Source organism: Isobaculum melis, from assembly GCF_900111355.1.
Classification (GTDB): Bacteria; Bacillota; Bacilli; order Lactobacillales; family Carnobacteriaceae; genus Isobaculum; species Isobaculum melis.
In genome coordinates this window covers 36,878-50,934 of the sequence record NZ_FOHA01000016.1, presented here as the reverse complement: position 1 = coordinate 50,934, position 14,057 = coordinate 36,878, and the positions used below count along the sequence as shown (strand labels likewise).

Genomic DNA, 14,057 nt, shown 5'->3' with positions numbered 1-14,057 from the left:
GCTTCACAACATGATCCTGTCTTGAAAGCTTTTTATGAGAAGAAACGTTCCGAAGGAAAACATCATCTCACAGCACTTGGCGCTGTCTCTAGAAAGCTCTGCTATATTATTTTTGCCATTTTAAAGAAAAATGAAGCCTATGAAATTCGGCAATAGAACAATTTAAATTATTGCTTAGCAAGGTCTATTTGTTGTGCACTTATTTCTATTATTCTGCTTACTCATTTTTCAGTATATTGGCTTGACTTTATATAGTTAGTCTTTCTAAAAATGTTTATTCTCAGTATACCTGTTTATCTAAAAAAAACAAAGTAATCAACAAAAGAGAATAGAGTTTGTTTGTAAATTTATAAATAAAAAATCGATAAAAGTATTGCAGTATCAATGTTTTTATGATATGATTAACAAACGTGAGTAATCTAGAAATAGAATGCTCTCCTTGCTCTTTAACGTATAAAGAGCCTAAGTCCATAAGGAGGTGAACAGTCAATGAGTCAAGCAACTAAGTACGAAATTATGTACATTATTCGTCCTAATATCGAAGAAGCTGAAAAAGCTGCTTTAGTAGAGCGTTTCGATAATATTTTAAAAGACAATGGTGCAGAAGTAATTGAATCAAAAGACTGGTCTAAACGCCGTTTAGCTTACGAAATTAAAGATTTCCGAGAAGGAATCTATCATATCGTAAAAGTATCAGCAACTGATGCTGTAGCTATCAACGAGTTTGACCGTCTAGCGAAAATCAATGGCGATATTTTACGTCATATGACAATCAGAGAAGAAGATTAAAATGTTTCACGTGAAACATTCATGAGAGGAGCCTGGAAATATGATTAACCGAGTTGTATTAGTTGGTCGCTTAACCAAAGATGTTGATTTAAGATATACAGGAAGTGGAACAGCTGTTTCGTCTTTTACTGTTGCAGTAAACAGACAGTTTACCAATCAAAATGGTGAAAGAGAAGCTGACTTCATTAACTGTGTTGCATGGAGAAAAACGGCTGAAACGTTAGCTAATTTTACACGCAAAGGTTCGTTAGTTGGTTTGGAAGGACGTATTCAAACACGTTCATATGATAACCAACAAGGACAACGTGTTTATGTTACAGAAGTAGTAGTTGATACGTTCTCAATGTTAGAATCAAAATCTGTAAGCGAACAAAGACAAGGTAGTGGCGGCGGAAATCAAAGCCAAGCGCCAAGTAATAACTACGGTGGTGGTAATGCTGCTCCAAGCATGCAACAACCATCTGCTCCGCAAGGACAACAATATAACCAAGCAGCTCCTCAAACAACGAATCAAAGTTTTGAAAGAAATGCGGATCCATTTGCAAATAATGGACAACCAATTGATATTTCAGACGATGATTTACCATTCTAGGATCCATTAAATAAATGGATAATATAAAGAGGAGGGATTATGATGGCACAACAACGCAGAGGCGGGAAAAAACGCCGTAAAGTGTGTTTCTTTACAGCTAATCATATCGAACGTATCGATTATAAAGATGTTGAGTTATTAAAACGTTTCATTTCAGAACGTGGTAAAGTTTTACCTCGTCGTGTAACTGGAACTTCAGCTAAATGGCAACGTAAATTAACAGTTGCAATCAAACGCGCTCGTATTATGGGCTTACTACCATTCGTAGTATCTGAATAATATTAGTTATAAAGGAATCAATTCTTGTTTGTTCAAGAATTGATTCCTTTTTTTAATGTTTCACGTGAAACATTTTAAAGACTTGATAGCTATTTAAACTATATATTTAGTATGAAATATGGTAAAATAAAGAAGTGAAGCGTGTTAGAAAGGGGGCAGTTATGGGGAAAGATGAAAAAAAGGTACAGAATGCAAAGATTCCTCTATTTCTAAAGGAACCTAAAATATTATATACTGTATTGATAACTGGGTTTAGTCTATTTGTACTCATTATCGCAACCTGTTTTATCAATTTACTATTTGGTTTAATTCTTTTATTCTTATATGTTGTGCTCATTGGAACAATCTATTTATCTGTTCAAAAGATAGAAGAGGGAACCACTGCTTATATCTCAGATTTATCATATCGGATAAAAAGAGGAGAACAAGATGCACTTATTGAAATGCCGATTGGTATTATGCTCTATAATGAACAGTTTGAGTTGCAGTGGAATAACCCATATATGCAAAAATATCTAGGTAACCAGCTTGTACTAGGTAAAAAAATATCAGATATTGACCCAGAATTAGGGGAAGTCATTAAGAATAACTCAAAAGAATCTTCAGAAATAAAAACAGTTTCTTGGAATGGAAAGAAATTTCAAATTATTGTGCAAGAAGAAATTCGTGTTGTTTATCTAATGGATATCACTTATTATGCAAACATTGCAGAGGTTTATCAGGAACAGCAAATTGTAATTGGTAATATCTTTATTGATAACTATGATGAGATTACTCAAAGTATGAATGATCGAAAAACATCTAATTTAAATAGTTATGTTACAACACAATTAACTAGTTGGGCAAAAGAATATCAAGTTTATCTAAAACGTGTCGCTGAAGATCGCTTTATTTGTTTGATGTATGCTAAATCACTAGAAAAAATAGAAAACAGTAAATTTAGTATTGTTGATAAAATAAGAGAAAGAACTTCTAAGCAAAATTTCCCATTAACATTAAGTATTGGGATTGCTTATGGAGATCCGGATTTATCTCAATTAGCAAATGTTGCACAGAGTAATTTAGATCTTGCTCTTGGACGAGGTGGAGACCAAGTTGTAGTGAAATCAGTTGATGGTGAAGCACGCTTTTATGGTGGGAAAACAAATCCTATGGAAAAGAGAACGCGCGTTCGTTCTCGGATGATTAGTCAAGCGCTACAAGAATTAATTAAGCAATCTGACGAAATTTTTGTAATGGGACATCGTTATCCAGATATGGATGCAATTGGTTCTTGTTTAGGAATTCGTAGAATTGCAGAAATGAATGGAAAGAAAGCTTCAATTATTTTGAAAGAAGATCAACTTAAAAATGATGTTTCACGTATGATGGTAGAAATAGAAAAAGATCATGGCATTCATGATGCAATCATTACACCAGAACAGGCATCAACCATGATTACAGCAGATAGTTTACTAATAATGGTTGATTTTCATAAGCCATCTATTGCTGTAGCGCCAGAGATTGTTGAACAAACCAAAAAAATTGTGATTATTGATCATCATCGTAGAGGGGAAGAATTTCCTAAGAATCCTGTATTGGTTTATATTGAACCATATGCTTCATCAGCAGCCGAATTAATTACAGAATTATTTGAATACCAGCCTAGTGATGGTGCACCTATTAATAAAATAGAGGCAACTGCTATGTTAGCTGGAATGACTGTTGATACAAATAGCTTCTCCTTAAGGACAGGTTCAAGAACCTTTGATGCAGCAAGTTATTTAAGATCAGTAGGAGCAGATTCAGTTTTAATCCAACGTTTGCTTAAAGAAAATGTTGATACCTATCTTTTAAGAAGTCATTTAATTGAAACACTCACTCTTTATTCTGATCATATGGCTATTGCTTGTGGTGAAGAAGAGAAAATTTATGATTCAGTGGTAGCAGCACAAACAGCAGATACTATGTTGTCTATGGCAGCTGTAGAGGCATCATTTGTGATAACCTGTAGAAGTGATGGCAAAATAGGCATTAGTGCAAGAAGCTTAGGTGAAATTAATGTCCAAGTGATTATGGAAAAACTTGGTGGAGGCGGTCATTTATCTAATGCCGCAACACAGTTAGAAAATGTTACAATAGAAGAAGCAAAAAAACAATTAGAAAAAGCAATTGATGAATATGTAGAAGGGAAGTCATAATATGCAAGTAATTTTTTTGAAAGATGTAAAAGGTAAAGGAAAAAAAGGTGAAACTAAAAATGTAGCAGATGGATATGCGCAAAACTTCTTAATCAAAAATGGTTTAGCACAAGAAGCAAATGCTGCAGCTATGAGTGAGTTAGCAGGTAAAAAACGTGCGCAAGAGCGTGAAGAAGCGGAAGTCTTAGCTGAATCTCAAAAGTTAGCAGACCTATTCGGAAAAGAAGAATCGATTGTGACCATTCAAGCTAAAGCAGGGGAAGATAGTCGTTTATTTGGTTCAATTACTTCTAAACAAATTGCTGAAGAAGTTAAAAAGCAATTTGATATTAAATTAGATAAACGTAAGCTTGAATTAAAAGAACCAATTCGCACATTAGGTGTGACAAAGGTTCCTGCAAAATTGCATCCTAAAGTTACTGCAACAATTAAAGTCCAAGTCGTGGCACAATAGAATAGAAAGAACCTGTCTTTTGGTTACCTTTTATGGAGGCAATATGTGGTTTTTTAGAAGCAATAAGGAGACGAGATAAGACTTTTGAGTTTTATCTCGTCTCCTTAATTGCTGTATTGTTTGGTTTATTGATAGGGAATAGAATTGCTGGGAGTTAGAGTAGAGAATAAAGGATAAAAAATGAAGATTATTTGATTTGGATGCTGTGATTAAGGAATACTGGTGCTAGGTTTAGGGTAGGGATAAGGTTCAGAGTCGAACAAGTTCGATCTGTATCATGTCTCTAAGATAGACAAAGGTTCAGAGTCAAACGTTGTTCGATTTGTATCATGTCTCTAAGATAGACAAAGGTTCAGAGTCAAACGGTGTTTGATCTGTATCATGTCTCTAAGGATTAAAAATCCTAAGAGGCATGACAAATCCTAAGAGGCATGACAAGAGACATGACAACGTTGTACTCTTGATTTATTTGATGTAAAATAGGTGGGATAGGATAAAAGTACATGTTTTTAATATTGTAGATAAGAGGAGGACGTTGTGTGTGATGAATGAATCATTTCAGGATCGTGTGCCACCACAAAGTATTGAAGCAGAGCAGGCGGTCTTAGGGGCTATTTTCTTGCAACCAGATTCAGTTGTCTCAGCTTTAGAATTTTTAGAACCACAGGATTTCTATAGGCGCGCCCATCAATTCATTTTTCAAGTAATGATTGAGTTAAATGATCGCAATGAAGCAATTGATGTGATTACGATTACAGATGCTTTAGAAGCGAAAAATCAGTTAGAAGATGTTGGCGGGATGAATTATTTAGCAGAGCTTGCAGTCATTGTTCCTACAGCTGCTAATATGGAATATTATGCGAAAATCATTGAGCAAAAGTCGCTTTTAAGAAAACTGATTTATACAGCAACTGATATTGTTTCACAAGGCTATGAGCAAGAGTATGATGTGGGAAGTATTTTAGATCAAGCTGAAAAAAGTATTTTAGAGGTTTCTGAAAAAAGAAACACAAGTGGCTTTAAAGCTATTTCAGATGTTTTAAATGAATCGATTGCACAAATCGATCAATTATACCAAAATGATGAAGAGATAACAGGCTTACCAACTGGCTATGCTGCACTAGATAAGATGACAGCTGGTTTACAGCGTGAAGAATTGATTATTCTAGCTGCGCGTCCTGCGGTTGGGAAAACAGCCTTTGCCTTAAATATTGCACAAAATATTGGAACGAAAACAGATGAAAATGTTGCCATCTTTAGTTTGGAAATGGGGGCAGGATCACTTGTTAACCGGATGTTATGTGCTGAAGGCAGTATTGATGCTGGCCATTTAAGAACAGGTAGCTTATCAGAAGAAGAATGGCAAAGCTTGATTGTCGCAATGGGCAGCTTGTCTAAAGCAAATATTTATATTGATGATACACCTGGTATTAAAATTACAGAGATTCGTGCTAAATGTCGTCGTTTAAAACAGGAAAAAGGCAGCATTGGCTTAATCTTGATTGATTACCTACAATTAATTGAGGGAACTGGGAGAGAAAGTAGGCAACAAGAAGTCTCTGAAATTTCTCGTCAATTGAAGAAGCTAGCCAAAGAGTTAAAAGTACCAGTTATCGCCTTGTCTCAGCTATCACGTGGTGTGGAACAAAGACAAGATAAACGGCCTGTATTAAGTGATATTCGTGAATCAGGCTCTATTGAACAAGATGCGGATATTGTTGCTTTCTTATACCGTGATGATTATTATGATCGAGAAGGCGGAGAAGATGATGACAATAATGATTACGATAGTGCGAGTCAAGATAATATTATTGAAGTCATTATTGAGAAAAATAGAAGTGGTGCCCGTGGAACAGTTAAATTATTATTTGTAAAAGAATACAATAAGTTTTCTTCATTGGCTTATATGCCAGATGATATTCCACATGGCTAAAAGTTAAGGAAAGTGCTAATGAAAATTGGCACTTTTTTTGCACATTTTCGTCAAAAATAGCTAATCACGAACAATCAGATGCATCTAAAAGAAATTTATTCCTTTTTATCCAGAAAAAATTAAAAAAAGCAGGGGATTCTATTGCTTGAAATGGTAAAAACTGATAAGATAGATAGGTGTTTGAGTTTAACAAATAAAAACAATGAACGAGGTGTTCGTATGTCTTCTGTAGTAGTAGTAGGTACGCAATGGGGAGATGAAGGAAAAGGAAAGATCACAGATTTTCTAAGTGAAAATGCTGAAGTAATTGCACGATATCAAGGTGGAGATAATGCGGGTCATACGATTCAATTTGATGGTGTAACCTATAAATTGCATTTAATTCCTTCAGGTATTTTTTACAAAGATAAAATCAGTGTGATTGGTAATGGCGTTGTTGTAAACCCTAAATCTTTAATTAAAGAATTAGCTTATTTAGCTGAAAGAGGCGTGACAGCTGACAATTTACGTATTTCTGATCGTGCCCATGTGATTTTACCTTACCACATTCAATTAGATCAACTGCAAGAAGATGCGAAAGGTGAGAATAAAATTGGGACAACCATTAAAGGAATTGGCCCTGCCTACATGGATAAAGCTGCACGTGTAGGAATTCGAATCGCAGACTTATTAGATAAAGAAATTTTTGAAGAACGTTTACGTATTAATTTAGAAGAAAAAAATCGTCAATTTACCAAAATGTTTGATTCATCAGCGCTTGCTTTTGAAGACATTTTTGAAGAGTACTATGAGTATGGTCAACAAATTAAAAAATATGTTTGTGATACATCTGTGATCTTAAATGATGCATTAGATGAAGGTAAACGTGTTTTATTTGAAGGTGCTCAGGGTGTCATGCTTGATATTGATCAAGGAACCTATCCATTTGTTACTTCTTCAAATCCAGTTGCTGGTGGTGTAACCATTGGTAGTGGTGTGGGTCCTTCTAAAATCAATAAAGTAGTAGGTGTTTGTAAAGCTTATACTTCTCGTGTTGGTGATGGTCCATTCCCAACAGAATTATTTGATGATGTTGGTCAGCAAATTAGAGAAGTTGGTCGTGAATATGGTACAACAACAGGCCGTCCTCGTCGTGTAGGTTGGTTTGACTCAGTTGTGATGCGTCATGCCAAACGTGTCTCAGGGCTTACAAATTTAAGCTTAAACTCTATTGATGTATTAAGTGGCTTAGAAACAGTGAAAATCTGTACAGCTTATGAACGTAATGGTGAAAAAATCATGCATTATCCAGCAAGTTTGAAAGAATTAGCTGAATGCACACCAATTTATGAAGAATTACCAGGCTGGAGTGAAGATATTACTGGTTGCCGTACGTTAGATGAATTACCAGAAAATGCTAAGAAATATGTACAACGTGTTTCTGAATTAGTTGGCGTTCGTATTTCAACCTTCTCAGTCGGTCCAGATAGAGATCAAACAAATGTGCTAGAAAGTGTTTGGGCACAAGCTTAATAAATAGAGTAAAAGCTAAGTATCAATTCATACTTAGCTTTTACTTTTTTTTACATATAGACAAGATGAAGTGGAGGTGTTGAGGATGAACAAAGAAGAAGCCTATCAATTAAGTGTCTTAATAGAGACTGGTTTCATTGACTATCAAAGTTATTACAAGTGGTGTGATCAAATGATTGAAGCGCTAGAAGAGCCACCTTATTGGGTGATTGAGCTTTCAGTTGAAAAAAATCAAGACAAAGCAGTGAGAATTATCCGAAAATACGTTTTTCAGAACCTTTTCAAAATTTTGAAGCGTTAAGTATAGATGATTTTTATATTGTTTGTTTGTTTTTGAAATATGAGCAAAACAGCTATCATGGACGCAGTTTTTATTACAATCAGGAATGTATGTGGATGGTTGTTTCTATACAAAATTTGAGTGTGAGGAATTCTATGATTATTTAAATCAATATGAAAAGAGCCAAAATCATCAGAAAATCGAGCAGTTTCAACAATTTGAAATAAAGGAAGCTTACGCCGGTGAAATACTAGAGGTGCAATCATTCTATGAAAAATTTGCGCTCGATGACAAAATTAACTAAAAGATTAAATGAATGGTAGCATAAAAAAAACAGATTTTATGTGCAAATTTTGAGGTTTGTGCTATAATAAATGTATTAAAATTTATTGGGTTGTTAGCTCAGTTGGTAGAGCAGCAGACTCTTAATCTGCGGGTCGCGGGTTCGATCCCCTCACAACCCATCATAAGAAAAACGTAGTTCTATCCAGTGATAAGTCACTTAAATAGCGCTACGTTTTTTTATTTCGCTATCTGATATTACTAAAATGTTTAAAAGGATGATACTGTGACGACCACTATCAAATTTATCTCATTCCTTTTTTTCTCCAAAAAGCATCCATTCTTTGTTTTGATTCTTTTGGGCTCCGTAGTAAAACCTGTGTCCCATTCTCATCAAATGTATAAATTCCTTTAAATGCGTCAGGCAGATGCTGATACTGCTGCTCTAGTTGATTGAACAAATCAATTAAACAGTTATACTGATAGGTTTTAATGAGATAAGGAAACCCAAAAATAGAACGAAGAGGCTCATATTCTTGATAATGATAAGGCGTACTTTGCTCCCTTTTTAGGAGAATCTCTTGGAATTTGATGACAAAAGGCTCTACTTCTTCTTCACTTGCATAACGACAATAACCGCGGAGTGCAAGAAAGCGCATATCTAAATAACGCTCTTTTTTAAAGGACATTTCAAAAAAATCTTTTAAAGGATAAGCTTCTTCTTGGAGTACAAAAGCTTTCAGAATTTGATTTCTAATGTATAGACCATCTGTACTTTTATAGAGTTCTTTTAAAAAATCATAATCTTCTGGTTTTAGGGTTTCAAATTTCAAATTTTGAAGCGCTTGATGGCTATCTTCACTCATAAAATAATCGTTTTGCTCCATTTCATTTCTGAATTTTTCCAGATTCATATGAGTTCTCCTTTATCTAGTTGCTTTTCCCTTAAATAAATCCAATTTTTTCCATAAAGGCATAAAGTCTATCGAAGTATTTTTCAACTGCTCGATCAACAATTTTTTGAGCACGTGGGTCTTGATCAGGAAATTCTTCTTCCACAACAATTCCTTCAATGCCATGTTCACTTAACCAAGCTACATAATCTGGTAAATAGGTTGTTTCCTGCTCATCCATATCTTTATAGAATGAGAGTGTTTGTTCTTTTTCCATTTCAAATTCGCCCATTGGTTCAGTATCAGTCGCTAATAATTGAAGGAGTTCTTTCAAGTTACTAGCAACAAGATTGCATTCCCCTTCTGAACCAATAAATACAATTGGATTTTCTTCAATTGGTTGATCTGGGTGACACATAAAGTAATAATAAGCAGCCCCTGTGCCATCAGCCTGTGCAATATAATAAAACGTATTTAACATTTCTGTTAGATATTTTTCAGGATCTTCACACATTGGTTCTAAACACATCTGAACATCCTCTAATGTTGAATGCGTGAGTGCAATTCCTCGGCTAAAGCTACAATCAGCATGTCCTTCTCTTGGTGTTTCCCAAGCCCAACCCTGTCTTATTAAGTCTTGCCATAATGCAGGTACTTCCTTATTTTGATAAATGATTTTTAGGTCTGTTAACAAATCTGTATTATCAACATCAGGGAATTTTTCTTTCAAATCTGCTAGAACGACTTTATTTCCATCTGTATCTACACCGTATTTATTTCCCGTTTTAAAATAATAGGTATCGCTAGGCTCATGGTGTTCAATGACATCAAAATTGTAGCTCCAATCTGCTGGGAATTGTGTATTCATGCCAGGTTCATTGCCACGGATTTCCTTATCAAATTCATCAATTCCAATCCAATAATTTTTATCAAATTTATCATTTTTATTAAAATGATATTGCAAGTAAAAGCCACATGAATTGCGTGTTTCTCCAGTCTGGAAATGAGTTAATTTTTTGCGGTAACCAAAATAACCATTTTTTTTCTTTGCAATTTCTCCATTGCTACCAATTAAATACATTGTCTCTCCAATCAGTGCTTGGGCGTAGCCTGGAGAAATAAAGCCGACATGGTCATAGAGAAAATCAGTGATTTCAGTACCGGTTTTATTGATAAAAGCCCATTTCTCTCCTTTTTTGACATAGCCAATATCGCCCCAAATAATGGTTGAGGCATCATCATACAAACCTTCAACAAAAACATGTCCCTTTTTATCATAGAAACCATATTTGCCATTTTCAAATAAATAACGAAATGAGTCGCCGATATCATAAAAATCTTCAATGGATTTTAGTGGACCGACTTCCCCATGCTGGTTTCTTAAGAGGATCGTTTGATCTTTTAGTGTAGGTAAGTATTCATTCCCAGCCAGATCAACATAGCCCCAAAGATAGTCATAGGGATTTCCTTCAACATGTTGATAAAATTTAGCAAGCCCATTTTTAAATTCAGTAAGATGATGATATTTAGGTTCAACTACCCATTCATACTTTTCATTGAGATAACCATTTCTTGTGATATAGCTACCAAATTTTTCTTTATCTGCTTCAAAATAGTATCGTGCTTTCGTTAAGCCATTTACAAACTGCACTCTTTTGTCATCTTCTGTAAAAGTACCAAAAATAAAATCAAATGCTGGGATATTAAATTCGCCATCTTTAAAGAAGCCTCGTTTTCGTACGCCATCTGTAATGATGCGATACCCATCTTCACTACATGGGTCAATATCAGAAAAATAACATTGATGTAAAACATTTAAATCTTTATCCAAGAGGCAATCATATTTCTTTGAATAAGAATCTTCATCTCCATAAATCACAACATTGTCACTCTTATCTATTTCGGTGCATTTGGGTACAAAACGATGTTCACCAATCACTTCTAATGGAACACGGGCAGATGCATAGCCAAATTTAAATTCGGTTAGCCGATCATATTGAAAAGGTGTTTGCTGTGTACCATCCTCTTTAAAAATCGCCCATAAGGCATCTCTTGTATCTTGTTCTTTAACAAATATGTATCCTTCATTGCCTTCTTTTTGAATCTCATATGGTATATTCTTGTTCATGTGATATCCTCCTAATTTTTAGATAGACTACATAGCGTCTACCTTAATTGTAATGGATAGTTTAAAAATTATCAATCAGTAAATAAAAATGATTGAACATCAGTAAGAAGTTAAAAAGTCCTTTTGTTATCTAGTTATGATTTGATATACTTACACTAAACTTGTTTTTAGAAGGAATATTTATGTATAAATATCATGAGATGAACGATAAATGATTATGGTTAAAAAAATAAAGGAGTGAAGCAAATGACCCAGATTCTGATTGTAGAAGATGACCCTTATATTAATCATCTCCTCTATGAAACATTAGTATCAGAGGCTTATACATGTACTCAAGCCTTTTCAGGAACAGAGGCATTACTTTGTTTAGAAAAGGAAAACTATGAACTCATTCTATTGGATTTGATGTTACCAGGTATTTCTGGTGAGCAATTAGTCCCGATGATTAAAGACAGAAGTCATGCGGCTATTATCGTGGTGTCTTCAAAGGATGCACTAGATAGCAAAGTTGATTTATTAACAGTTGGGGCAGATGACTATATGACGAAACCTTTTGAAATCCAAGAATTATTGGCACGGATTCAAGTACAATTACGAAAGAAAAATTCCCATCAAGGGCAGCTTATCACTTTTCAAACACTTACTTTGAACCAAGATAGAAATGCACTGCTTGTATCAGGTAAAGAGATTCCACTGACACATCGAGAATTTAAAATTATGGCATTACTCTTATCCTATCCCAAAAAAATCTTTAACAAACAAGAGATTTACGAGTATGCCTGGGATGAGTTCTATATTGGTGAAGATAAAACGGTGAATGTGCATATTTCAAATATTCGTCAGAAAATTAAAAAGGAAACAGCAGAAGAATGGATTAAAACAGTCTGGGGAGTAGGTTTTACTTTGCAAAGTTAGGACTTTAACTTTTCTTTAACTTTTTTTTGCGATGGATTTGTACTTATCAAATAGAATGAATGTAGCAAGAAAAAGAAGGAGGAAAAATGGATGAGTCAATATTTATTAGAGACAAATGCATTAAGTAAAAAATATAAAGATTATTTTGCTGTTCAGAATGTTAATTTACACATTAAGCGTGGAGAAATTTATGGCTTAGTAGGGAAAAATGGTGCTGGTAAAACAACCATTATGCGAATGATTAGTGGGCTTGCAACGCCTACCAGTCGAGAAATTTCTTTATTTGGGGAAATGGGCTCAAAAGTAAAAACTTATTTCTCACGAATTGGTGTCCTAATCGAAGCACCCGGTTTATATGGAGATATGAGTGCAGCGGATAATTTAACATTAAAGAAAATTGGCATTGGTTTACAGGAAAAGGATTATATTCCTTCTTTATTAAGATTGGTAGGACTTGCTGATGTGGGCAATAAAAAAGTCAAAAATTTCTCATTAGGTATGAGACAAAGACTAGGAATTGCGATGGCTTTAATTGGCGAACCTGACTTATTAATCTTAGATGAGCCGATCAATGGCTTGGATCCAGAAGGTATTGTAGAAGTACGAGAGATTTTAATGCGATTAGCAGCAGAAAGAAATATCACGATTATGATTTCAAGTCATCTTTTAGAAGAATTATCTAAAATGGCAACGGCTTATGGTTTTATTCATAAAGGTGAGCTGATTAAAGAAATTTCTCATGACCAATTGATGAAAGAGTGTAAAGAGTATATTGAAATTCAATTTGATGCGCCACGTCTTGCCACTCCTGTGCTTGATCAAATGGGGATTACAGATTACAAAGTAGTGAATCAGCAGACTATTCAAGTTTATGAACAACTAGCTAGAAATAGTGAAATAAATTTAGCACTTGCAAAAGCCAATATTGGGATTCGTTCAATGACGATTTCACGAGTTTCGTTAGAGGATTATTTCTTGAACTTAACAGGAGGTGAAACGCATGCTTAATGTGATTAAAATGGATTTATATCGTATGTTTCGCTCAAGAAGTACGTATTTGGTGTTGCTAGGGATTCTGGCTTTTATGTCCTTTATGATCCAGAATATGCATGGTTCAATTGGCAAGGAAGTTGATCCAGTTATTATTGGGATTGGCAATAATCCTGCATTATTGAGTGAGACGATGAGCTTACAAACCATTTTCCAAGCGATGGCAGGTAGCCGTGTTTTTATGCTTGGCATTGCAATATTTAGTGTTTTGTTTATTCAGCGTGAAGAAGCGTCAGGGTTTACTAAAAATATTGCAGGACAAGTTCAAAATAGAGGCATGCTAGCTCTCTCTAAATTTGTTAGTTTAAGTGTCTATGTCGTACTCAATTTTGTGGTAGGATTAGCGGTTTTATTTTTTGTGGGAAATTTATTTTTTGATGCGATTACATTAGGGAATATTTTTGATTTACTAAAAGAAGTGGGCTTACAATTTGTTTTCCATATTGCTTTTTTAGCGCTGATGTTAGGGATTATTACTTTAATCAAACAAGCGGTTGTGAGTACGTTAATAGGAATGCTACTACCAATGGGTGGCTTTGCTTTTTTTTATCAAGCAATAAATGATGGCATTCATCAATTAGTTGGATCAGATGCATTTAATATCATGGATTATACGGTAACAGGCATTGTTGCAACGGTTTCAACACATACTGCTACTGGAATAATGATTCGAAGCCTGGTGGTATCATTAACGTTTATTATTGTGATGTTAACCTATAGTGTGACAATGAAACAAAAGAGAGATGTACAATAAAAAAGGCAGAAATAAG

Annotated in this window: 13 protein-coding genes, 1 tRNA gene and 1 pseudogene; 13 read left to right on the top strand and 2 right to left on the bottom strand. The window is 34.6% G+C overall.

Annotation, left to right across the window (positions count from 1 at the left end; translation table 11 throughout):
- The 10 genes and pseudogenes from BMW29_RS13880 to BMW29_RS11090 form a co-directional block, all read left to right on the top strand.
- Nucleotides 1–156 (top strand): annotated as a pseudogene (locus BMW29_RS13880) (IS110 family transposase); the annotation flags it as partial.
- Nucleotides 157–489: 333 nt separating this feature from the next.
- Nucleotides 490–789 carry a 30S ribosomal protein S6 gene (gene rpsF / locus BMW29_RS11135; protein WP_092653379.1) on the top strand — a complete coding sequence of 100 codons (300 nt, stop codon included), beginning with the start codon at nucleotides 490–492 and terminating at the stop codon, nucleotides 787–789.
- A gap of 40 nt (nucleotides 790–829) precedes the next feature.
- The gene (ssb, locus tag BMW29_RS11130; RefSeq protein WP_092653377.1) at nucleotides 830–1,381 is read left to right on the top strand and encodes a single-stranded DNA-binding protein; all 552 of its coding nucleotides are present in this window, start codon (nucleotides 830–832) and stop codon (nucleotides 1,379–1,381) included.
- Nucleotides 1,382–1,423: 42 nt separating this feature from the next.
- Nucleotides 1,424–1,660, top strand: coding sequence for a 30S ribosomal protein S18 (gene rpsR, locus BMW29_RS11125; protein WP_092653375.1), 237 nt, complete (start codon nucleotides 1,424–1,426; stop codon nucleotides 1,658–1,660).
- 161 nt (nucleotides 1,661–1,821) lie between these two features.
- Nucleotides 1,822–3,840: a DHH family phosphoesterase gene (locus BMW29_RS11120; RefSeq protein WP_092653373.1), complete on the top strand. Its 2,019-nt coding sequence runs from the start codon at nucleotides 1,822–1,824 to the stop codon at nucleotides 3,838–3,840.
- 1 nt (nucleotide 3,841) lies between these two features.
- On the top strand, nucleotides 3,842–4,294 hold the full coding sequence (gene rplI, locus BMW29_RS11115; RefSeq protein WP_092653371.1) for a 50S ribosomal protein L9: 453 nt from the start codon (nucleotides 3,842–3,844) through the stop codon (nucleotides 4,292–4,294).
- 544 nt (nucleotides 4,295–4,838) lie between these two features.
- Entirely contained in the window at nucleotides 4,839–6,227 is a 1,389-nt protein-coding gene (dnaB, locus tag BMW29_RS11110) for a replicative DNA helicase (protein WP_092653385.1), read from the top strand.
- Between the two features lie 219 nt (nucleotides 6,228–6,446).
- Nucleotides 6,447–7,739: an adenylosuccinate synthase gene (locus BMW29_RS11105; protein WP_092653369.1), complete on the top strand. Its 1,293-nt coding sequence runs from the start codon at nucleotides 6,447–6,449 to the stop codon at nucleotides 7,737–7,739.
- An 85-nt stretch (nucleotides 7,740–7,824) separates the two neighbouring features.
- Nucleotides 7,825–8,040, top strand: a complete 216-nt coding sequence (locus BMW29_RS11100) for a hypothetical protein (RefSeq protein WP_092653367.1) — start codon at nucleotides 7,825–7,827, stop codon at nucleotides 8,038–8,040.
- A 370-nt stretch (nucleotides 8,041–8,410) separates the two neighbouring features.
- Nucleotides 8,411–8,483 (top strand) — tRNA-Lys (locus BMW29_RS11090).
- A gap of 123 nt (nucleotides 8,484–8,606) precedes the next feature.
- On the opposite strand, the gene BMW29_RS14080 is transcribed toward BMW29_RS11090, so the two are convergent.
- Together BMW29_RS14080 and BMW29_RS11080 are read right to left on the bottom strand one after the other, a co-directional pair.
- Nucleotides 8,607–9,215, bottom strand: a complete 609-nt coding sequence (locus BMW29_RS14080; RefSeq protein WP_218139665.1) for a hypothetical protein — start codon at nucleotides 9,213–9,215, stop codon at nucleotides 8,607–8,609.
- A 31-nt stretch (nucleotides 9,216–9,246) separates the two neighbouring features.
- Complete coding sequence (locus BMW29_RS11080) at nucleotides 9,247–11,322, bottom strand: WG repeat-containing protein (RefSeq protein WP_092653364.1); 2,076 nt, start codon at nucleotides 11,320–11,322, stop codon at nucleotides 9,247–9,249.
- 246 nt (nucleotides 11,323–11,568) lie between these two features.
- Between BMW29_RS11080 and BMW29_RS11075 the strand changes: the two genes are divergently transcribed.
- The 3 genes from BMW29_RS11075 (at nucleotide 11,569) to BMW29_RS11065 (ending at nucleotide 14,041) form a co-directional block, all read left to right on the top strand.
- A complete protein-coding gene (locus BMW29_RS11075; protein ID WP_092653362.1) occupies nucleotides 11,569–12,237 on the top strand; it encodes a response regulator transcription factor in 669 nt (222 codons plus the stop codon).
- 90 nt (nucleotides 12,238–12,327) lie between these two features.
- Nucleotides 12,328–13,245 carry an ATP-binding cassette domain-containing protein gene (locus tag BMW29_RS11070; RefSeq protein WP_092653360.1) on the top strand — a complete coding sequence of 306 codons (918 nt, stop codon included), beginning with the start codon at nucleotides 12,328–12,330 and terminating at the stop codon, nucleotides 13,243–13,245.
- Entirely contained in the window at nucleotides 13,238–14,041 is an 804-nt protein-coding gene (locus BMW29_RS11065; RefSeq protein ID WP_092653358.1) for a hypothetical protein, read from the top strand. Before BMW29_RS11070 ends, BMW29_RS11065 begins: the two co-directional genes overlap by 8 nt.
- The last annotated feature ends 16 nt before the right edge of the window (nucleotides 14,042–14,057 follow it).